Source organism: Micromonospora palythoicola (assembly GCF_036689795.1).
In the GTDB taxonomy this organism is placed as follows: Bacteria; Actinomycetota; Actinomycetes; order Mycobacteriales; family Micromonosporaceae; genus Micromonospora; species Micromonospora palythoicola.
In genome coordinates this window covers 1-20,104 of sequence record NZ_JBAGKI010000004.1, presented here as the reverse complement: position 1 = coordinate 20,104, position 20,104 = coordinate 1, and the positions used below count along the sequence as shown (strand labels likewise).

Genomic DNA, 20,104 nt, shown 5'->3' with positions numbered 1-20,104 from the left:
GGGACATTGTTTCCGCTGGGTGGTACTTAATGGTGTGGTATTGGTTGCTGAATTGTCTTTGGAAGAGAAATTTGGCGGCGTCAAAAAAGGCTATCTCAGCTGTTTTACGAGGGGGCGGTCGCGCATTGGCTCGGGCGCCCTTTCTTTCTGCTCAGGGGTTGCCGGAGACCGACGCGGGCGTCGGCGTCGAAGCGGCCGGTCGCGGGCTCGGCCGGACCGGCAGCCGCACGGCGAACCGGGCTCCCCGGCCGGGGTGGCTGCGGGCGTCGATGGTGCCGCCGTGTCCGGTGACCACCTCCCGCAGCAGCGCCAACCCCAGCCCGGTGTGCCGCTTGTCCGGGCCGGCGCCGCTGTGGAACCGGTCGAAGATGCGGTCGGCCGGATCGAAGCCGTTGCCGGTGTCGGCGACGATCAGTTCCGTCACGTCGTGGGCGGGCAGCCGCACGGTCACGTCGATCCGCCCGCCGGCCGGTGTGTGGGTCAGGGCGTTGGTCAGCAGCTCACTGATCACCCGCCGCAGCGCCGATTCCACCCCGGAGACCGGGACCGGCACGTCCGGGCGGCTGAAGGTGAGCAGCACACCCTGCTCCCCGGCCCGGTCGTTCTCGGCGAGCACCGCGGCCTCGGCGACGGCCGCCAGGTCCACCGGATCGGCGGCCGCCCCGTCACCCGGCGCGGCGGCCAGCCGGGCGGAGAGCAGCAGGTCGTTGACGACCTCACCGAGCCGTCTGGTGGTGCCGGTCAGGCGTTTCAGCTCCGCCTGGTACTCCACCGGCACACCGGCCGCGCCGGCCCGCCGCGCCAGCAGCTGCGCCCGGGTGTGCACCTGTGCGATGGGCGTACGCAGTTCGTGGCTGACGTCGGCGATGAACCGGCGCTGCCGGGCGAGGGAGTCGGCCAGCGGCGCGACCGCGAGCCGGCCCACCACCGCCCCGCTGGCGACGGCCACGACCAGCCCGAGCAGTTCCGCCACGGCGAGCGCGACGAGCAGGTGACGCCGGTCGGCGAGCTGGTACCGGGCGTCGAAGATCGCCTGCACGACGTCCTCGCCACGGGTCTCGGTCAGCACGAAGTAGACCGTGCCGTGGCGCTCGATCGTCGTCTCGGACGGGATTCCGGTGCGGGCCGTGGTGCTCATCGCCGCCGCGAGCGGGAACCCGGACGGTGCCGGCACCGCGCCGCCGGAGATCTCGCCGTCGTGGAGCAGGAACAGCCAGGTGCAGCCGGGTGGACCGGACGGGTCGCCCCGGCTGGCCGTGTAGGCGAGTTCCCGCTTGATCTGGCGTTCCTGGCCACGGATCAGCATGCCGTAGGAGAGCACGCCGACCGCCGTGACCAGGACGGTCACCGCGAGCCCGACCAACAGGCCGACCCGGCGGCGGGCCCGGGCCACCACGACGCGCTCGGCCGCCAGCCAGGAGAGGCCGGCGGGCGCCGTCCGCGCCCTTCGCCACGGCGTCACAACTCACCGAGCCGGTAGCCGAGGCCGTGCACCGTGCGGACCGCCGTCCGGCCGAGTTTGCGGCGCAGGTAGTACACGTAGGTGTCGACGATGGAGGTGGCCTCCGCCGCGTCGAAGACCCGGCGGCGCAGCTCGGCGCGGGTGTGCACCGCCCGGGGTCGGACGGCGAGCGCGCGGAGCAGCTCGAACTCCCGGGCGGAGAGCGCGACCCGGGTACCGTCGGCGAGCACCACGTCGCGCAGGCCGAGGTCGAGTCGGCCGGTACCGATCGGCAGCGCCTCGGCGCCGTCCGACGTGCGTCGGCACAGCGCCCGGATCCGGGCGCTCAGTTCGTCCAGGTCGAACGGCTTGATCAGGTAGTCGTCGGCGCCGGCGTTCAGGCCGGCGACCCGGTCGTCGACGGTGCCGAGCGCGGTGAGCAGCAACGCACGCGCGCCGATCGCGCGGGAACGCAACCGGGTCAGCAGGTTGAGCCCGTCGAGCGCCGGCAGCAGCCGGTCGATCACCATCACGTCGTACGGTCGGGTGAGCCCGAGATGCAGGCCACGTTGCCCGTCTCGCGCCACGTCGACCTGGTAGCCCTCGTCGGCGAGCACCTCGGTGAGCATGTCCGCGAGTTCCGCGTCGTCCTCGACCAGAAGCAGCCGGTGTACGCCTGGTGACACCTCGCTTACCTGTAGCACATGTCGAGAATCCCACACCCGTCCGTAGTATTGATTGTGACCAATGTCTCTATGTTGTTGCGCCGGAGATCATTCCGGTCGATCCGCCGTGGTCATCGCCGGACCTCCTCGAAGTAGCGCGCACACAGGCGCTGGCGCCGGGCGTCGAGCACCATCCAGGTACCCAGCACGAGTTGGACGAGGCTGCGCCACACGTCGGACCAGCGATCACCCCAACGCATCACCGCCAGCCGGAACCGGGCGGGCGGACGGGCCCCGGCCGGGACGAGGAAGCACGGCCCGCGGTTCGGCAACGACCGGGTGTGCCGCACGCTGGAGACCAGCGCGTACCGGCGTAGCACCTCCCGGGTCACCGCGCGCATCATCACCGGCGCCACGCCGCGTGCCGGGCAGGCCCGGTTGGCGGTGACACCGAACGGGACGAAGTGCGCCGCACCGCGCTCCAGGGTCAGCCAGCGGGCGGGCTCGAACGTGTCGTCGGCCGCCGGTCCGCTGCGCTGGTAGGCGAGGTAGTTGAACAGCAGCACCGAACCGGCGGGGATGGTGAGCTCCGGGTCGACCTCGATCGGGCCGGACGTGATCCGGTGCGCCACCCCGAAGAGCGGATGTACCCGCAGTGTCTCGTCGATCACCCGGTCCAGGGCGGCGTCACCGTCGGGGTCGTCGAGGGCGGCGACCAGGTCACGCCGCACCGCCGGATGCTGCGCCACGGCGAGCAGGAGATGCGCCATCGCCTCCGACATCTGCACCACGGCGGTGTTGAAGAAGGTGCCCTGCAGGTACCAGGCGGTCTCCTCGGCGGTGAACGGCTCCGGCAGCGTCACCGGCGCCGTGCCGGCCTCGACCCGGGCACGCAGATAGCGGGTGAGCCGGTCGCGCCGGTCCAGGTGTCGCAGCCCGCAGCACTTGAGCGCGGTGACCACGTCGTCGGCGTTGGCCACGATCAGCGCCCGTACCTCCGGCGGGCAGGCCGCGTCGAAGACGAGTTCGTAGTAGACCTCCGCCCAGATCGGCATCATCAGGTCCCGCAGCCGGACGCGGCGGGTCCGGCCGGCCGGCAACCCGTCGAGAATCCGTCGGGTCGCCGCACCGGCCAGCTCGGACGAACGCCGCTGCGACACCGCGACCACCCGTCTGGTCGTCCGGGCGACCGTACGGTAACGCTCGCCCGGCTCCAGGTGCTCCTGGTGCATCTGCGGACCGGGTGCCAGCCAGTACCAGAACAGGTCGGACAGACCGGCCCCCCGACTGCGCCCGCTGGCCGCCGGATGGGCGTAGATCCGCGCGAAGTGCTCGGGCCCGATCCGGGGACTGGGCACCGGGATCCCCTCGGCACCGTTCACCCGCCTGAAGATCCACTCTCGGAGCCGGACCACCGCCGGCGGCAACCGGCGAGGCAGCAGCCACCCCACGGCCAGCAGACCGCCCAGCGAGCACAACAGCACCAGCGTCCGGGTCATACCGGTACCCGGTCGAGGATCATCTCGCGGGTCAGGTCGGCGGGCCGGACCGCGCCGGCGAGCGTCATGGCCCGGGCCAGCTCGGCACGGAGCAGGTCGAGCAGCTGCCGCACGCCGGGCTCGCCGCGGGCCGCCAGCGCCCAGACCACCGGTCGGCCGATCCCGACGGCGACCGCCCCGAGCGCCAGCGCGGCGAGGATGTCGGTCCCCCGGCGGATCCCACCGTCGAGCAGGACGGGGATGCGTCCCCCGACCGCCGCCACCACCGCCGGCAGCGCGTCGACGCTCGCCGGTGCCCCGTCGAGCTGCCGCCCGCCGTGGTTGGAGACCAGCACGGCGTCCACCCCGTGCTCGACCGCGAGGCGGGCGTCGGCGGGGTGCAGGATCCCCTTGAGCACGATGGGCAGCCGGGTCGTCTCGCGCAGCCACTCGATCCGGGCCCAGTCGAGGGTGGCGTCCATGACGATGTCCCGGACCCGGCCGCTCTCCGGATCCCGCATGTTCTCGCAGCGGCACCCGGGCGGCAGGTCGAGGAAACCGTTGCGCAGGTCGCGGTCGCGCCGGCCGAAGACCGGTGAGTCGACCGTGACCACCAGGGCGCGGCACCCGGCCGCCTCCGCCCGCCGGATCACCGAGGCGGTGAAACCCAGGTCCGGCTGTGGATAGAGCTGGAACCACAGCCGCGCCGGTGGGTCCGCCGCCCCGGCGACCGCCTCGATCGGCGTGGTGGCGGCCATGCTCACCACCATGACGGTGCCGGCCGCCCCGACCGCCCGGGCCGTCGCCACCTCTCCCTGTGGGTGTGCCAGCCGGTGGAAGGCCGTCGGCGAGACCAGCACCGGCATCGGCAGCGTCTCACCGAACAGCTCGATCCGCAGGTCGCGCTCGCCACCGCCGCGCAGCACCCGGGGCAGGATCCGATATCCGTCGAAGGCCGTCTCGTTGGCCCGTAGCGTGCGCTCGTCCCCGGCACCCCCGGCGAAGAAGTCCCGGTGCACCGGATCGAGCCGCCGCCGCGCCTCCGCCTCCAGGTCGTCGACGCGGTACAGCGGAGGAGGATCGGCGGTGGCGGCGCGTCGCGGCGTCGCCTGTGCGGGCACCGACGACACGGGTCAGCCCACGGTGCCGGTCAGGCAGCGGTGCAGGAAGGCGACCAGCGGCGCCCGGTGCGCCTGCGGCTTGTTCCACTGGTTCTCCAGGTTCTCCGCCAGATGGTGTTCCGCCACCACCCGGCCGTCGCGCCGGTGGCGCACCACCGGATGCAGATACGCCGCGTCGTGGGCCTGGCCGGCGACGTCCTGGGCGATCCGGCGCACCGAGATGTCGAAGGGGTCGACCTGGTCGTGGTCGGGACCGTACTCGAGGGTGACGACGAACGCGTGCTCGACCGGATGGTCGGCGGTCGCCAGCTTGGCCTGCCCGAGGTGGTCGACCGGCACCTCCTCGTGGTACCGGGCGTCCGACCCGGCCACGGTGACCACGTCGGCGAGCACCGCGAACTGCTGCCAGAGACCGGAGGACCGGTTGACCCGCTCGATGATCGCGTCGGCCGCCGCCTCGGGCGTCGCGTCCAGCTTCTCCGCCGGCCACGGGTTGTCGTGGTAGCGGTGTTCGAGGATGCGGTGCAGGGCCCGCACGCCGTACCGGAAACCGTGGACGAAGCCGTTCGTCGACCGCTTGAAGTCGCGCTCCTGGGTCAGTGTGCCGGCGAAGAACAGATCCGGGACGTTCACCGACTCGAACGCCGGGGTCTGGGCCGGGAAGCGATCGTTTATCACCAGCGCCGGGCGGCAGTCGTCGGCGAAGATCGACGCGTCGAAGCGGAATCCGGTGCAGGCCAGCACCCGGTCGTACCGCAGCTCCTTGACGACCTCGTCGGCCCGGGAGAAGCCGAAGGTGACCCGGTAGCCGTCGTCGTCACGCGCGATGCCGCGCACGTGTCCGTCCAGGATCGCGTTGGCCGACTTGAGCTGGTAGGTGTCCAGGAAGTTGTTGTTCACCGCCCGCAGGTGCCCGACGTAGTGGGTCCGCCACGCCATCCGGACCGGACTCGGCCCCGCCACGTGCACCAGCGTGGTCGTCTCCATCAGCGCGTCGGCGGTCTCGAAGGCGGAGTTGCCCTTGCCGATGATCAGCACCCGCTGGTCGAGGAAGTCGCGCGGGTCGACCGGCATCGCGTCGTACCGCTCCGCCAGCTCGATGCCGGGGATCGGTGCGACGTAGGGCTGTGAGACACCGGTCGCCACGACGACCCGACGCGCCCGGTACGTCGTACCCTCCTCGTCGGTGACCTGGAAGCCGGCGTCGTCGGGCCGGGCGACCCGGACCACCCGGCTGCGGTAGCGGATCCGGACTCCGGTGGCCGCCGCGAAGTCCGCCAGGTAGCGGACCATCACCTCGGCGTCGGGGAAGTAGCGTTCGGTGTAGCGGGTGAAGCGCAGCGCCGGGTCGTCGCTGAGCAGGGAGTTCCAGTCCAGCCGCAGGTTCAGCTCCGGGTCGTCGGATCCGGTGTGCGGCTTGTTGATCGAGATGAGTTGGCGGTGCCGGGGAAACCGGGTGAAGAAGGCGCCGGGTACGTCGGCGGACTCCAGTACCAGGTAGTCCCGGCGGCCGTCCCGTTCGAGCAGCGCCCCGAGCTGAAGCCCGGCCGGTCCCGCCCCGATGATCAGATAGTCGAGCATCTCTCCGGTCACCAGGCGACCGTACGAAGGCGAACTCAGAGAAAAATCAGCCGTCGGTCCCGGCCGTCGCCGCCGGCGCCGGCCGGTGCGGTGCCCCGGTCAGCAGGTCGAGCAGGTCGGCGGCGCGACGGACGTCGTCGTCGAGCGGCCGGTCCGGATCGATCGCCGGCACGGTCTCCGCGAGCCGCCGCAGCACCGCGACGCAGGCCGGCGCGGTCGGGGTACGCGCACCGACGTGGACCGCCTGACGCAGCCCCACCGCCAGGGTTCCGCAGATCAGCCGCAGCAACCGCGCCTGGTCCACGGCGCGCAGCGCGGCCTGCGTGCCGAACGGCACGACGTCCTGGTTGTGCAGGTTCGTGGGCAGACTCTGCATCCCGGCCGGGGTGGCCTGCCGACGGATCTCCGCGACCATCGCGGTCGCGGCGAGCTGGGCACCCTGCAGCCCGTGCTGCCGTCCCGGCCCGGCCGCGAGCATCGGCGGCAGCCCACCGTTGCGGGCCGGATCGACCAGGAGGTCGAGCTGCCGCTCGACGAGGTTGCCGAGCTGGGCGGCCACCGTCGCCAGCAGGTCGGCGGCGAAGGCCGCCGGCTGACCGAAGAAGTTGCCGCCGTGCAGCACCAGGTCATCGTCGGGGACGAACACCGGGTTGTCGCTGACGCTACCCAGATCCGACTCCACCACGCCGTCGACGTAGCGCAGCGCGTCCTCGGCCGCCCCGAGCAACTGCGGGGTGCAGCGGATGCTGTACGCCTCCTGCAGCGGGCGTCCGCTCGACGGCACCGCTCCGGTCAGGCACCGCCGCATCCGGGCGCCGACGTCGACCGCGCCGGGGTGCCCGTACGCGGCCAGCAGCCGGGGATGCAGGAACTGATCGGGGTCGCAGCCGAGCACGTCGACGAGCAGGCAGCTCAGCAGCTGGGCGGCCCGGTGCGCGCGGCGGATGTCGTCCAGGGCGAGCGCGGTGGCGGCGGTGGTCAGCGAGGTGCCGTTCACCAACGCCAGCGCGTCGCGTCCGTCGAGCAGCAGCGGGGTCAGCCCGGCTCCGGCCAGCGCCTCGGCGGCCGGCATCCGGTCACCGTCCAGATAGGCCCAGCCCCGACCGCGCAGCGACTGGGTGGCGTAGGCGAGCGGAATGAGGTCACCGCTGGCCCCGACCGAACCGAGGCGGGGCATCGCCGGCACGAACGTCGTACCGAACATCGCCGCGAGCCCCTCGACCACCCGCGGCGAGACGCCGGAGGCACCCTGGCCCAGCGACCAGACCCGGACCAGCAGCGCCGCCCGGACCACCTCCGGGTCGATGTCCGGGCCCTGGCCGGCACCGAGGTGGGCGAGGGTGTTGTCGCACTGGTCCGCGTCGTCGTCGCGACCGGCGAACCCGACGAGCGCGCCGAACCCGGTGGTGGCGCCGTAGACCTGACGGTCGTCGCCGAGCACCGCGCGCAGATGCTCGCGGGAGCGCCGCACCCGGTCGCGTACCTCGGCGGTGAGTTCGACGGTGACCTCGGTCGCGGCCCGGCGCAGGTCCGCCACCCGCAGCGGGCGGGCCAGGTCGATCGGTTCGGCCACGGCGGACACGGTGTGGGTCGTCATCCGGCCGACCGTAGCCGTGGATTCTCAGAGCGGTCTGAGTTATCTCTGATGACCGGTGGCTACCGTCCGGCACATGACGCACGCCTACCTGATCATCGGCGCCGGGCCGGCGGGACTGCAACTCGGCGCGCTGCTCGAACGCGACGGTCATGACTACGTCGTCCTGGAGGCCGGCGCCGCACCCGGCACCTTCTTCCGCAGCTATCCGCGGCACCGCAAGCTGATCTCCATCAACAAGGTCCACACCGGTTCCGACGATCCCGAGTTCAACCTGCGGATGGACTGGAACTCACTGCTCAGCGACGACCCGGAGTTGCTGTTCGGCCGGTACAGCGAGCGCTACTTCCCGGCCGCCGACGACCTGCTGCGCTACCTCGCCGACTTCGCCGAGGCGACCGGAGTGCGGGTGCGCTACCAGACCCCGGTGGTCCGGATCGGCCGCGACGACGACGGCTTCCACGCCCTCGACGCCCACGGTCACACGTGGCGGGGACGTCGGCTGATCGTCGCGACCGGCGTCTCGCGGTTGTACCTGCCGGCCATCGACGGCATCGAGAACGCCGAGCGGTACGACACGGTCAGCGTCGACCCGGCCGACTTCGTCGACCAACGCGTCATGATCATCGGCAAGGGGAACTCCGGCTTCGAGACCGCCGACGCGCTGATGGAGACCGCCGCCGTGGTGCACCTGGCCGGTCCCCGCTCGGTCCGCTTCGCCTGGCAGTCCCACTACGTCGGGCACCTGCGGGCGGTGAACAACAACTTCCTCGACAGCTACCAGTTGAAGTCGCAGAACGCCGTGCTCGACGGCACGGTGGAGAGCATCCACCGCCGGCCCGAGGGTGGCTACCTGGTCCGCTTCCGGTACGCCCGCACCGTCGAGGCGATCCGGGAGATCCGATACGACCGGGTCATCGTGTGCACCGGATTCCGGTTCGACGCGAGCATCTTCGACGACAGCTGCCGGCCCCGGCTGGTCATCGACGACCGGTTCCCGGAGCAGACCTCGGCGTACGAGTCGACCACCGTCCCCGACCTCTACTTCGCCGGCACCCTCACCCAGCAGCGGGACTTCAAACGGTCGACGAGTGGCTTCATCCACGGCTTCCGGTACGGGGTCCGGGCGCTGCACCGCATCCTCGCCGCCCGCTACCACGACGCGGACTGGCCGACCACCCGACTGGCGGCGACCGCCGAGGCGATCACCGACGCGATCATCGCCCGGATCAACCGCTCCTCGGCGCTCTGGCAACAGTTCGGGGTGCTCGGCGACGTGGTGACGGTCCGCGACGACACCGCCTACTACCACGAGGAGGTGCCGATGGCGTACCTCGCCGACGGTGGGCTGGGCGGCGGCTGGGCGCTCGCCGTGACCCTCGAGTACGGGCCGGACCACGACTGCGTCGACCCGTTCGACGTCGCGGTGCCCCGGGTGGCGGAGAACGACGCGTACGCCGCGCACCAGGCCACGTACCTGCACCCGGTCGTGCGGCAGTACCGGGACGGGCAGGTGGTGGCGGTGCACCACCTGGCGGAGAACCTGGAGAACGAGTGGAACCTGCCCACCGTGCACCAGCAGCCGCTGACGGTCTTCGTCAAGGAGTCCCTGGCCGGCGTCGCCGCTGCCGCGGGAGCGTCCGGGTGACCACGGACCCGGTGCCGGGCTACCCGCAGGCGATCCTCGACCTGCTGGCCGGCGGACGGGACCGGCCGGTCTTCGAGCACGGCTCACGCACCGTCCACGCCGACGAGGTGACCGAACTGGTCGCCCGGATCGCCGCCGGCCTGCGAGCGGCGCACATCGGTCCCGGTACGGGGGTGGCGGTGCTGCTCGGCGTGTCCCCGGAGGCGTTCGCCGCCGTCGTCGCGGCACACGTGGTCGGCGCCCGGGTCGCCGGGGTACGCCCCGGACTCCCCCACGAACACCTGCGGCACCTGCTCGGCCACCGGATCTCGGCGGTGCTCGTCGACCGCTCGACCGTGACCCCGCAGCTGCGGGCGGTCACCGCCGGCCTCACACTGCTCGGCGTCGGCCCGGTCGACGGGACACCAGACCTGACCGCCACGCCGGCCGGCGGCGCCCCACCGCTGCCCGCCGGGCGTCCCGACGACGTAGGCCGGGTCGTCTACACCAGCGGCAGCACCGGCAACCCGAAGGGCTGCCTCCAGACGTACGCGTCCCTCGACGCCGCCTGGGCGGCGCACCCGGACCGGTGGCCGCCGGCGGTCCGCGACCTCGCCGGCCACCTCGACCGCTACCTGGTCTTCGGCTCGCTGGCCAGCCAGGTGATGCTGGAGTACGGCATTCTCACCCTGGCCGCCGGCGGCACGATGGTGATCGCCGAACCACCCCGTGCCGGTGTGCCGTTCCTTCCCGAGGCGCTGGTGCGGCACCGGGCGAGCGCCAGCGTGATCACCGTACCCCGGCTGGCGAAGCTGGTCGCCGCCCAGCGCGCCGCGCCGGCCGACCTCGGCGCGCTGCGCGCCCTGCTGGTCTCGGGCTCGCCGCTGCACCCGGCCCGGCTCGCCGAGGCGCTCCACGTGCTCGGGCCGGTCGTCTACCACGGCTACGGCCAGACCGAGACCGGCATGATCGCCATGCTGACCCCGGCGGAGATGCTCGCCGTCCCGGCTCGGCTCGCCTCGGTGGGCCGCCCGCCGGCCGTGGTCGACGTACAGGTCCGCGACGCCGACGGGCGGCCCGTCGTCTCCGGCGTCGAGGGGGAGATCTTCGTCCGCACGCCGTCGCAGGCCAGCGGTTACTGGGACGAGCCGACGGAGACCACCGAGGTGTTCACCGGCGGCTGGGTACGCACCCGCGACCGTGGTCGGCTGGACGACGACGGTTACCTGCACCTGCTGGGGCGGTCCCGGGACGTCGTCATCGTCAACGCCGACCTCCGGTACGCCGGCCCGATCGAACGTGTCCTGGCCAGCTGCGCCGACGTGGCCGAGGCGTACGTGGTGGCCGCGCCCGACGAGGACACCGGCGAGGCGGTGCACGCCTTCGTGGTCCCCGCCGCGGGCCGGCAACCGGATCCGGACGTGCTGCGTACGCTGGTCCGACAGCAGCTCGGCGAGCCCAGCACTCCCCGGACGATCACCTTCATCGCCGAGGCGCCGGTCACGGCCGCCGGCAAGCCCGACAAGCGACGCCTGGCCGGCACACTGCACGCGCACGACGCCCCCGGCTGACCGGCGGCGACCTGCCCCGCCGGGCCCGCCGGCAGCCCGCGGCGACCGGGAGTGGGCTTACCTGGCGCTGGTGAACACGAGCCGGACACCGAGGCCGATCAACAGCGCGCCGCTCAGCCCGTCGACGAGGCGACGGGTCGCCGGCCGGGAGAAGGCCCGGCGAGCCGCGGCGACCAGGTTCGCCACGGTGAGGAACCACCCGACCGTGATGGCCACGGCGATCGCCGACAGCGCCAGCATGGGAACGAGGCCGGCGTCGGCCGGGAGGAACTGTGGCAGCAGCGCGACGAAGAAGACGGCCGCCTTCGGGTTGAGCGCGTTGCACAGCAGACCGTCGCGGAACGCCGCCCACCATCCCGACTCGACGGTGGTCCCGGCGTCCGTTCGGCCGGCGAGAGCCGAGCGGCGTACGACGACGGCGAAGTCCGGTCCGGGTGACATGGCGCCGAGAACGACGACACCACTGAAGGTCAGCAGCTGCCCGGTTGTCATCACCACTCCCCCGCTGTCCAGGCGGCGAACATGGTTTCACACCGCCCCAGTCTCTGGCTGCCGCGCAGCCTTCAGCAACGACCTGCTACCGGATGGCCGCCGGTCGACCTGTTCCTGACCTCCAGCAGGCGTACGTCCCGGACAGCGCCGTTGCGTACCGAATGGTCGGCTTGCGCCCGGCGGGCCGGACGGTCGGTTCGCGCCCAGCGGCGGCGACCCGTGACACCACGTCACACGCGGTCATGACACGGCGCCACTGACAGGTCGGCTGATTGCGCGCTGTCATGGGTACATGTCCGTCACCCCTGTGGTCGAGTCCCGCCGTCCCCGACGGCGGTGGCTACGGATCGTCCCCGGCATCGTCGCCACGGTCATGGCCGTCATCTGCCTCGGCGTGGCCGCGCTTCAGCTCGGCCTGCCCTGGCAGCTGGGCGAGGGCGACCGCAACCATGTCTACGAAGGCCCCGCCGGTTCCCAGCGCTACCAGGTCCATCTGCCGCCTCAGCACGACGGGACGGCCCGACTGCCGGTCGTCATGGCGATCCACGGGTGCGCGATGACCGGCTACGGCTGGAACTCGATGAAGGCGACCACCCAGTTCAACAGCCTGGCCGACCGGGAGGGCTTCATCGTCGTCTACCCCACGCAGTTGATCACCCGCAACGTGATCGCCTGCTGGAACTCGGCGGACCCCCGCAATCAGCAGCGACACACCGGAGAACCCGCGCTGCTGGCCGGTGTCGCCCGCCAGGTGGTCGAGAGGTACCACGCGGATCCGACGCAGGTGCACGTGGCCGGCGCCTCGTCAGGAGCGGGTACCGCCGTCATTCTCGGCGCGACCCATCCCGACGTCTTCGCCACGGTGACCTCGGTCGCCGGTGGTGAGTACGGACTCAACCAGGTCGATCCGGACGACCCGGACGCCACGTCGCCGCTGGACACGGCACGTCAGGCCTGGGCACAGATGGGCGAGCGGGCCCGGCGGGTGCCGCTGCTGATCATCCAGGGCGAGCGCGACGAGGTCGTGCCGCCCCTGGTCGCCACCCGACTCGCCGCGCACTGGACCGCGGTGGGCGATCTCGTCGACGACGGGCTGCCCAACGACAGCCTCGACCTGACCGAGGAGACCGTCTCCGTACCGCCCGCAGCGGGACGACACGCGTACACGCACACGACGATCACCGCATCGGACGGCTCCTCGATCGTGGAGTCGTACCACGTCAAGGGCATGGGACACGCCTGGCCGGGCCCGGACGGCGACGGCCGCTACACCGATCGCGCGGGCCCCGACGCCAGCGAGATCGTGTGGCGGTTCGCCGAGCGCCACCCGATGCCATGAGTATTTCGCGCGGAGACACCGCCGTCACGATGATGCGTGCCCAGCAACACCCGATCCGCCGGTGCCGGCCGGGACGAGGCGTCCCGGCCGCACCCTGACGGTGGTGCAGGCAGCCTTGGCTCGAATTGTCTTAGTCATTAAGATAAAAGCATGAGGGTATCGACTGACTTCTCGGTGGCGATCGCCGGTGCCGGTCTCTCCGGCCTCTGCCTCGCCCAGTACCTGACCCGCGCCGGCATCGACGCGCACGTCTACGAGCGGGATCCCGGCCCCTTCGTCAGGCGGCAGGGCTACCGGATCATTCTCAACCGGCACGGACTGGAGGCGCTGCGCGAGAGCCTGCCCCGACCGCTGTACCGCCTGGCACTGAGCACCGGTGACGAGCCCGGCGGTCAGCTGCGCTTCACCGACAGCCGACTGCGGGACGCGTTCACCATCACCCTCAGGGACGAGCCGCACGCCTCCCGTCAGGTCGACCGGCTGACCCTGCGGTCGATCCTGCAGTCCGGGCTGGACAATCGCATCCATTACGGAAGGACCGCCGTCGCGGTGGACAGCGGCGACCCGGCCCGGCTGCGACTGCGGTTCGCCGAGGGCGGGTCCGTCGCCGCGACCGTCGTCGTGGGCGCGGACGGCGTCGGCTCGGCGCTGCGCGCCCAGCTCATGCCCGACGCGGAGCCGGCCAACACCGGGATGGTGGGCATCTACGGCCGGTCGCCCCTGTGGCGGCACGGCGAGAACGTCCTACCGGACGCGCTGCGTGGCAGCGGCGTCCTGGCCATTGCGGACCGGCCGGGCCGCGCCTTCTTCTTCACCTCGATGCGCTTCGGCGAGCGCCCGCAGGAGGCGTTCGCACGCCTCGCTCCGGGCAGCTACGCGCCCACCGGTGCCGACTACGTCATGTGGGCGCTACTGCTCCCGCAGGAGGAGGTGCCCGACGACGTACGGGGGCACCTGCTGGCGCAGTGGAAACTGGCCTCCCGGCGGAGCGCGGACTTCCATCCGCTCGTCCGGCGGCTGGTCGACACCGCCGAGGTCGACGCCACGGTGCTCAACCATTTCGCCACCGGCCGGCGCCCCCGCCGATGGACGGTGCCCCGGGCGACGATGATGGGCGACGCCGTGCACGCCATGCCGCCGTTCGGCGCCCACGGCGGCAACACCGCGCTGCGCGACGCCGCCCTGCTCGGCCGCAGGCTGGTCGAGGCCCGGACGAGCGGTACCCCGGTGGAGAAGGCGATCGCCGGCTACCAGAACGCGATGGTGCCCTACGCCTTCCGCGCCGTCGACACCGCCGCCCGGCTGATGCGCCGTCTCACCGGCGGCGCGGCCGCACCCCACTGGGTGCTGACCCGCCTGCTACCTCGGCTGCACCCGGTCACCGTGCCGGAGGCATGATGACGGACATGTCCACCGAACCGGCCCGTACCTGCGCGATCGCCGAGCTCATGCGCGCCGGGCGGGAGACCGCGCGGCTGTCCATGGTGTTCCGGTACGCCATCGCCGACCGGCTCGGCCTCACCGTCAGCGACCTGGAGTGCCTGGACTACCTGGCCGACGTCGGATCCGCCACCGCCGGGCAGGTCGCCGAGCGGACCAACCTCACCACCGGAGCCGTGACCAGCATGCTCCGGCGGCTGCAGCAGGCCGGCTACGTCACGGCCGAACGCGATCCGGCCGACCGACGGCGGGTGGTCGTCACCCTGCGGCCGGAGCGGACCGCCGAGTTGGCGCGACCGTACGAGCGGTTCGCCGCACGGGCGGCACGGCTCGTCGACGGTTACACCGTCGAGGAGATCGAGCTGCTGGTCCGGCACAACGAGCGCATGCAGGCGATGTACCTCGCCGAGTTGGACCGCCTCGGCAGCTGACATGTTCCCTGCCGGACGTGCGTCCGCCCATGTCGCGGGCCACCGCAGGCCGGACACCTCGCCTCTGACGACCGCACGCGGACGTGGCCGAGAAGCTACAGGTGCCCCGTGTCGTTGAAGCTGACGAGCGTTGGTGGCCGGTCGGCTTCCCATTGCACGACGGTGATGCCGCAGTTGGCCTGGTTGAGGCCGATCCAGCGCCACGTGGGGGCGTCGAGGGTGTGGCGGACGAACCAGCCGATGACGAAGTTGTGCGTGATCAGCAGTTCATGCCGGTCGGCGTCGCCACTGACGCCGAAATGGGCGACAGCGGCCTCCAGGGCTGTGGCGTCCTCGTCACGTTCGTCGTCGGGTACGGCGTCGAGCCAGGCATGCCATCGGTCCGGGTAGCGGCCTCGTTGTCCGGCGGAGGGCACCGGGGACGACGAGGAGCACCATAGATCACGCCACGCCGGGTCGCTCGTCGTGTCGATGCTTCCGACGGGGACACGACGCGTCCCCGCGACCGCTCGCCAGCGTCACCCTCCGGCCGAGCGCCTGCCGCTCGCGGCAGTGGTGATCTTACGATCCCGGGTATGGCGGTGGGGGCTGGTGACGGGTGGCGGTGGTGGCTGAGCGCGGGCAGCGCCGGACTGCCGGTGTTGCCGTACTGGCAGGGTGCGCCCTGGCCGGCGATGGTGGCGGCGGTCTTCGGGGTGATCGTGGTCTGCGCGTGGGCGTGGGGCACCCGCAGCGGCCGTGGCGTGGGTGTGGTTGTCGGTGCCGGTTTCATCGGCGTGCTGGCCGCGTTGTTCGCTGTCTCGCAGTGGCCTCGCGGCCTGCCGGTCGCGCCGTGGCTTGACTGGTTCGTGATGTGGTTGCTCGTCGGTGCGGTGTGCCTGGCGGCGTTGGTCATCGACCGCGTCTGGCATACCTCGATGGTGGAGTGGAACCGGCTGACGGTTCGGTGGTTCGCCTCGGTGGTGCCACTGGCCGCTGTGGTGCTGCTGTGCGGTGGTGGCCTCTGCGTCGCCCAGATCGACGGCGACGGCAGGTTCCGGGTACCGGTTCGCGACGACGAGATCCTTCCGCTGCCGACGTCGCTGCGCCTGGTCTCGGCTGACCCGTGCGCCTCCGGTGGCAGCAGCGGAAACTGCACGGCCAGGTTCGTGGTGACGGCCACCGACGGTGCCAGCCGGGAAACGACCGTGACCCGACTCGTCGCGCACCTGCGCGACCGCGGATGGCCGCTGCGACCCGAGCCCGGCAACTATTCCGGCAGCCGCGAGATCAGCGGACTCCTGCACTGGAGTCCACACCGGATCTGGCTGTACACCGAACCCGAACCCGCAACCGCGCTTGAACCGGCGACACCACACGACATGGTGATCATCTACATCGACAACCTGTGACACGTCCGCGCCGCCCTCGAACCAGTGGCGGTAGACCGTACATGCCGGCCCAGTCACGGCGGCAACTGAGCCAGTCGGGGACGAGGGTGCGTGCGCCGGCGCGTCAGCGGACTGGCCGACAGGGCCGCCGTCAGCGAGTCACCACACCGGCGGCTGGTGGCGGCGGCCCTTGAGTTCGTGAAATCCATCGGCCTCGGCGACCAGGAGCGTGCCGTCCCACAGTCGGCCAGCCGCCTCACCCTGTGGCACTCGGGACAGCACCGGCCCGAACCAGACGATCGGCCGACCGGCCTCGGGCTCCACCAGGGTGATCGGGGTTCCGACGTGATCCCCTATCCGACTGACTCCGGCCGTGTGTGACGCCCGCAGCACCTCGTCGTGCTCGGGCGAGTGCCAGGCGGTCGCGAGGTCTGCGGGCAGTCCGGCCGCGGTCAGCACCGTCTCGACCGGACCCCAGACACCACCATGGGCCATTACCCCGTACCGGTCGTACAGCCGACCGACGGCCTCAGCGCCGTACTGGTGCTGCACAGCGGCGAACAGACGAGCCGGTCCCCACAGGAAGCCGTCCGGGTCGTCCTCCGGGTCGTCGTCGCGGTCCTCGTTGAGGATGGAAAGGCTCATGATCTGCCATACGACACGCACCGGACGGACCTGCTCGACCTCGCGCATCCACCGTGAGACGAGCCAGGTGTACGGGCAACTCGGGTCGAACCAGAACCTCACGGTCAGCTGAGGCATGACACCGGACCGGGGACTCCTCACGCGTCCGGGGCCCGGTCCTGCCACTCGGGGACGGACGTCCCGCGCCGTGGCGTGACCGACACGACGGCGGCCACGCCGAGGACCAGCGCCGGAATCACGAAGTAGACACCGTCACCGAGGCCGAGAAGCAGCCCCCAGGCCAGGATGACCATCGCTGCCAGCGTCGTCGTGACACCGACCACGCGGCCCACCAGGTCCGCGGCGAGGGGCAACAGGGCCGCGACCGTCGGCACGCCCAGCAGGTAGCCGGCCGCGGCACCACTGTCGGACACCGTGTCGGGCAGCACGGCGACGGCGATCCCCAGCGTCACCCCGAGCGCGAGCAGTCGCAACGACCGACCCAGCGCGTCCGGCGTGGCGCGCCGACGGCTCAGGTACACGAACGCCGCCGCCGCGACGAACAGTGCCAGCACCACGCCGAGAACCCCGGCGACAGTCATGACGGTCCCTCCGCTGCCATCAGTTCCACGACAAGTGTCTCTCGGTCCGCACCAGCCACCAGCCTGCTGGCCGGAGACGGCGTGGCGCCCACGCCGCCGACCAGTCTGAGCGTGAAGGCGGGCCTGAGGCAGCTCGACGCACGCCGCCTGGTGCCGGAGCGCCGTCGACCCCTGCCGCTGACCGCGGTCGCGGCTGTGCCGACTGTTGGCGGCTCGTGATGGCTGTTCGGCGGCAGCCGCCGATACCTCGCGGCGGGCGGCCTCAGGCGAACTCGCGGGCGGTGGATTCGAGCCGCTCGACGTAGGTGGCCCACCAGGCCTCGTCGCCTCGGGCCACGTTGTCGCCGGGCCGCCACCAGCCAGTCTGTCCGTCGGTCAGTTCGCGCAGGATGTCGGCGTGGCCGGCGTGCCGGTTCAGCTCGGCGAGCATGTGCACGAGGATGTGGTGCAGTGTCACCGGGGTGTGTTGCCACCACCGCACCGAGCCGGGCGCGTCGATCGGGAGCGTCTCGATCGTGACGTCGGCGTGTGCCCAGGCGCGGTGCCACAGGCCGATGATGTCGTCGCGGGACTCGTCGGCCGCGGCCCACATGTCCACGTTGGGTTCGGCGTCCTCGTTCAGGCCAGCAACGGGTTCCGGGAAGGGGCGGTCGAACACCTCGCCGAAATACCCGGCGGTCACCGAGGCCACGTGCTTGACCAGCCCGAGCAGGTTCGTCCCGGTCGGCACGTGCGGGCGCCGCACGTCGTACTCCGAGAGTCCGTCGAGCTTGCCGAGCAGCGCCTCGCGCGTCTCCCGCAGGTACCGATGAAGATTCGCTTTGGCGTCGAGGTCAGGCATGCCGCCCAGGATCTCACCGCCGCGGCCGTCGCGGCCGCCGCGACGTCCCCGTCCGCGCCCGCGAGAGGACCGCACCCGCCCTGCGGCGACGAGGATGTCTTCTCACGCGCGTCTTTGCGTAGTTTCACGGATCCGCGCCTCTTATCGATTGCCTAACATCCATGTAACTGATCGTCACAAGGCGATCACGTGACGCTGGGAGGTAGGCCGTGACATCACGCGGAGCCGTGCCACCGGGACGGCAGAGGCGACTACTCGCCATGGTTGCGGTCATCGGTGGGCTGTTCGTCAGCGCACAACCCGCGCTGGCCGCAACGCCACCCGTCGATGACGGCGCCGCGGCCCGACCGGCAGCGCGGGGCGCAGGTTGGCAACCCGACATCCGGGCCCTCGACCCGGTGACGATTCCCGGCACCACCAAGAAAGTCACGCCGTTCGCGACGCCGCTGACTCCGCGACAGCCCGAGGCGCTGCCGGGAGCCTCGAAGGGTCCCGGCGCCACGCTCAAGGCGGACAGCTCGGCCCGTGCGGCGGTCCGCAAGGTCGACATGCCGACCTTCCGGGGGACGTCGCCGCAGGCCGACCCAGACGACCCGCCAACCGGGCTGTACTGCACCGAGGCGATCACACGGAGCGGTTCCGTCAGCGGTACGCCCAACCAGACCAACTACGCGGCGAACGTCTCCTACCTGGCGGAGTTCGGCTGCAACTTCTGGCTCAACGCGGCCTACATCGCCACCGGCGTGATCGACCGCGGCCGCTTCGACGGCCAGTTCCTCTACACCACGGCACCCCTGACCTACGGGCCGACCTACTACGGCGCGACCTCCGGCGGCGTCAGCATCCCCGGCGAACTCTTCGACGGTGGCCGCACGGTGGAGATCGCCTTCGAGCTCTACCTGGTGGCTCCGGCCGGGGTCTACTGGGGCGGCTGTTTCCCCATACCGGGGCTGCGCTACCTGCTGTGTGAGGGCCTCGGCACCAACCTGCTGCACATCGTGCTGGGCACCGGGCCGTTCGGGACCGGGCTGCAGTCCCCGGTGATCCGCCATGTCGCGCTCGGTGACTCCTACTCCTCCGGCACCGGTGCGCCACCGTACTCCGACGCGTCATGCCGACGGTCGCCCGCGACCTACGCCAACCTCATCACGGGAACACCGCTGTCCGGACTGCCGGTGGACCGGCCGACGCTGGCGGCGTGTCACGGTGCGAGGATCACCGACCTGTACGCGAGCCAGCAATCCGGCGTGCCGCCCCAACTGGACGCGATACAACCGCACACCCGGCTCGTCACGCTGACCATCGGCGGCAACGACCTGGGATTCTCGGCCAAACTCACCGGCTGCTACCTGGGCGCCGACTGCTCCGGGTCCGGACCGTTGGTCACCCCACAGGAGCTGTACCAGGTACAGGCCCAACTCACGACCCTGTACCGGCAGATCAGGGCGGAGATGCACCCCGGCGGGAAGCTCATGGTGCTGAGCTACCCGGCCGTCGTACCCAACCCGGACGACCCCGCGGACCCGCAGCCGGCCCAGGACCGCTGCCCCGACCTGGGAAGTAACCTCGTCGAAAGCGAGCGGAGAGCGATCTACGAGGCGACCGTCCAGACCGACAGAATGATCCGCGACGCCGTGTTGGCCACCGGCGACTCCCGCGTCGTCTACGTCAACGGACTGGACCTGTTCCGCGGCCACCGGCTCTGCGGCACCAACGGCGTATGGGCCAACGGCCTCACCTCGCCGCTGAGCGACTCGTTCCACCCCAACGCCTCGGGGTACCAGGCGATGGCCACCCGGGTTGCCCAGGTCCTGCCCCCACTGTGAACCCTGCCCGAGCGTCGGGGCGCCCTGGCCCGCCAGGGCGCCCCGACCTCGCACGCCGGGG

The 20,104-nt window shown here is 71.6% G+C and carries 18 protein-coding genes; 7 read left to right on the top strand and 11 right to left on the bottom strand.

All coding sequences use genetic code 11. The features are described from left to right. Positions 1–151 precede the first annotated feature (151 nt). From V5O40_RS02880 to V5O40_RS02855, 6 genes are all read right to left on the bottom strand, one after another. On the bottom strand, positions 152–1,462 hold the full coding sequence (locus tag V5O40_RS02880) for a sensor histidine kinase (RefSeq protein WP_332903998.1): 1,311 nt from the start codon (positions 1,460–1,462) through the stop codon (positions 152–154). Then, positions 1,459–2,127 (bottom strand): response regulator transcription factor, encoded by a 669-nt coding sequence (locus V5O40_RS02875; RefSeq protein WP_332903997.1) that lies wholly within the window; start codon positions 2,125–2,127, stop codon positions 1,459–1,461. The genes V5O40_RS02880 and V5O40_RS02875 overlap by 4 nt, the downstream gene beginning before the upstream one ends. A gap of 110 nt (positions 2,128–2,237) precedes the next feature. Then, a complete protein-coding gene (locus V5O40_RS02870) occupies positions 2,238–3,605 on the bottom strand; it encodes a cytochrome P450 (RefSeq protein ID WP_332903996.1) in 1,368 nt (455 codons plus the stop codon). Then, positions 3,602–4,714, bottom strand: coding sequence for an alpha-hydroxy acid oxidase (locus V5O40_RS02865; RefSeq protein WP_332903995.1), 1,113 nt, complete (start codon positions 4,712–4,714; stop codon positions 3,602–3,604). The genes V5O40_RS02870 and V5O40_RS02865 overlap by 4 nt, the downstream gene beginning before the upstream one ends. A gap of 3 nt (positions 4,715–4,717) precedes the next feature. After that, a complete protein-coding gene (locus V5O40_RS02860) occupies positions 4,718–6,298 on the bottom strand; it encodes an FAD-dependent oxidoreductase (protein ID WP_332903994.1) in 1,581 nt (526 codons plus the stop codon). A 34-nt stretch (positions 6,299–6,332) separates the two neighbouring features. Continuing rightward, positions 6,333–7,883 carry an aromatic amino acid ammonia-lyase gene (locus V5O40_RS02855; RefSeq protein WP_332903993.1) on the bottom strand — a complete coding sequence of 517 codons (1,551 nt, stop codon included), beginning with the start codon at positions 7,881–7,883 and terminating at the stop codon, positions 6,333–6,335. A gap of 73 nt (positions 7,884–7,956) precedes the next feature. On the opposite strand from V5O40_RS02855, the gene V5O40_RS02850 reads away from it, so the two are divergent. Further along, positions 7,957–9,528 carry an NAD(P)-binding domain-containing protein gene (locus tag V5O40_RS02850; protein WP_332903992.1) on the top strand — a complete coding sequence of 524 codons (1,572 nt, stop codon included), beginning with the start codon at positions 7,957–7,959 and terminating at the stop codon, positions 9,526–9,528. Then, positions 9,525–11,078: a class I adenylate-forming enzyme family protein gene (locus V5O40_RS02845; RefSeq protein WP_332903991.1), complete on the top strand. Its 1,554-nt coding sequence runs from the start codon at positions 9,525–9,527 to the stop codon at positions 11,076–11,078. The genes V5O40_RS02850 and V5O40_RS02845 overlap by 4 nt, the downstream gene beginning before the upstream one ends. A gap of 57 nt (positions 11,079–11,135) precedes the next feature. On the opposite strand, the gene V5O40_RS02840 is transcribed toward V5O40_RS02845, so the two are convergent. Beyond that, the gene (locus V5O40_RS02840) at positions 11,136–11,570 is read right to left on the bottom strand and encodes a LysE family translocator (RefSeq protein WP_332903990.1); all 435 of its coding nucleotides are present in this window, start codon (positions 11,568–11,570) and stop codon (positions 11,136–11,138) included. A gap of 292 nt (positions 11,571–11,862) precedes the next feature. Here V5O40_RS02840 and V5O40_RS02835 point away from each other — a divergent pair, with 292 nt between their 5' ends. From V5O40_RS02835 to V5O40_RS02825, 3 genes are all read left to right on the top strand, one after another. After that, a complete protein-coding gene (locus tag V5O40_RS02835) occupies positions 11,863–12,909 on the top strand; it encodes an extracellular catalytic domain type 1 short-chain-length polyhydroxyalkanoate depolymerase (protein ID WP_332903989.1) in 1,047 nt (348 codons plus the stop codon). A gap of 150 nt (positions 12,910–13,059) precedes the next feature. After that, on the top strand, positions 13,060–14,307 hold the full coding sequence (locus tag V5O40_RS02830; protein ID WP_332903988.1) for an FAD-dependent oxidoreductase: 1,248 nt from the start codon (positions 13,060–13,062) through the stop codon (positions 14,305–14,307). Positions 14,308–14,315: 8 nt separating this feature from the next. After that, positions 14,316–14,780: a MarR family winged helix-turn-helix transcriptional regulator gene (locus V5O40_RS02825; RefSeq protein ID WP_332903987.1), complete on the top strand. Its 465-nt coding sequence runs from the start codon at positions 14,316–14,318 to the stop codon at positions 14,778–14,780. Positions 14,781–14,875: 95 nt separating this feature from the next. Here the strand turns inward: V5O40_RS02825 and V5O40_RS02820 are convergent, their stop codons facing one another. Continuing rightward, on the bottom strand, positions 14,876–15,196 hold the full coding sequence (locus V5O40_RS02820; RefSeq protein ID WP_332903986.1) for a histidine phosphatase family protein: 321 nt from the start codon (positions 15,194–15,196) through the stop codon (positions 14,876–14,878). A 159-nt stretch (positions 15,197–15,355) separates the two neighbouring features. Here V5O40_RS02820 and V5O40_RS02815 point away from each other — a divergent pair, with 159 nt between their 5' ends. Next, positions 15,356–16,171, top strand: coding sequence for a hypothetical protein (locus V5O40_RS02815; RefSeq protein WP_332903985.1), 816 nt, complete (start codon positions 15,356–15,358; stop codon positions 16,169–16,171). Between the two features lie 138 nt (positions 16,172–16,309). Here V5O40_RS02815 and V5O40_RS02810 read toward each other — a convergent pair whose 3' ends face one another. The 3 genes from V5O40_RS02810 to V5O40_RS02800 all read right to left on the bottom strand — a co-directional run bounded on the left by V5O40_RS02810 (position 16,310) and on the right by V5O40_RS02800 (position 18,217). Then, complete coding sequence (locus tag V5O40_RS02810; protein WP_332903984.1) at positions 16,310–16,912, bottom strand: mycothiol-dependent nitroreductase Rv2466c family protein; 603 nt, start codon at positions 16,910–16,912, stop codon at positions 16,310–16,312. Positions 16,913–16,932: 20 nt separating this feature from the next. Further along, positions 16,933–17,376: a hypothetical protein gene (locus tag V5O40_RS02805; RefSeq protein WP_332903983.1), complete on the bottom strand. Its 444-nt coding sequence runs from the start codon at positions 17,374–17,376 to the stop codon at positions 16,933–16,935. A 262-nt stretch (positions 17,377–17,638) separates the two neighbouring features. After that, a complete protein-coding gene (locus V5O40_RS02800) occupies positions 17,639–18,217 on the bottom strand; it encodes a DinB family protein (RefSeq protein WP_332903982.1) in 579 nt (192 codons plus the stop codon). Positions 18,218–18,477: 260 nt separating this feature from the next. Between V5O40_RS02800 and V5O40_RS02795 the strand changes: the two genes are divergently transcribed. Next, positions 18,478–20,043, top strand: a complete 1,566-nt coding sequence (locus tag V5O40_RS02795; protein ID WP_332903981.1) for an SGNH/GDSL hydrolase family protein — start codon at positions 18,478–18,480, stop codon at positions 20,041–20,043. The last annotated feature ends 61 nt before the right edge of the window (positions 20,044–20,104 follow it).

Bases quoted from the DNA above. Each gene is read 5' to 3' on its own strand.
- V5O40_RS02830 (WP_332903988.1), top strand. From the start codon at position 13,060: ATGAGGGTATCGACTGACTTCTCGGTGGCGATCGCCGGTGCCGGTCTC.
- V5O40_RS02870 (WP_332903996.1), bottom strand. From the start codon at position 3,605: ATGACCCGGACGCTGGTGCTGTTGTGCTCGCTGGGCGGTCTGCTGGCC.
- V5O40_RS02855 (WP_332903993.1), bottom strand. From the start codon at position 7,883: ATGACGACCCACACCGTGTCCGCCGTGGCCGAACCGATCGACCTGGCC.
- V5O40_RS02835 (WP_332903989.1), top strand. From the start codon at position 11,863: ATGTCCGTCACCCCTGTGGTCGAGTCCCGCCGTCCCCGACGGCGGTGG.
- V5O40_RS02800 (WP_332903982.1), bottom strand. From the start codon at position 18,217: ATGCCTGACCTCGACGCCAAAGCGAATCTTCATCGGTACCTGCGGGAG.
- V5O40_RS02795 (WP_332903981.1), top strand. From the start codon at position 18,478: ATGGTTGCGGTCATCGGTGGGCTGTTCGTCAGCGCACAACCCGCGCTG.
- V5O40_RS02825 (WP_332903987.1), top strand. From the start codon at position 14,316: ATGTCCACCGAACCGGCCCGTACCTGCGCGATCGCCGAGCTCATGCGC.
- V5O40_RS02840 (WP_332903990.1), bottom strand. From the start codon at position 11,570: ATGACAACCGGGCAGCTGCTGACCTTCAGTGGTGTCGTCGTTCTCGGC.
- V5O40_RS02815 (WP_332903985.1), top strand. From the start codon at position 15,356: ATGGCGGTGGGGGCTGGTGACGGGTGGCGGTGGTGGCTGAGCGCGGGC.
- V5O40_RS02850 (WP_332903992.1), top strand. From the start codon at position 7,957: ATGACGCACGCCTACCTGATCATCGGCGCCGGGCCGGCGGGACTGCAA.
- V5O40_RS02805 (WP_332903983.1), bottom strand. From the start codon at position 17,376: ATGACTGTCGCCGGGGTTCTCGGCGTGGTGCTGGCACTGTTCGTCGCG.
- V5O40_RS02810 (WP_332903984.1), bottom strand. From the start codon at position 16,912: ATGCCTCAGCTGACCGTGAGGTTCTGGTTCGACCCGAGTTGCCCGTAC.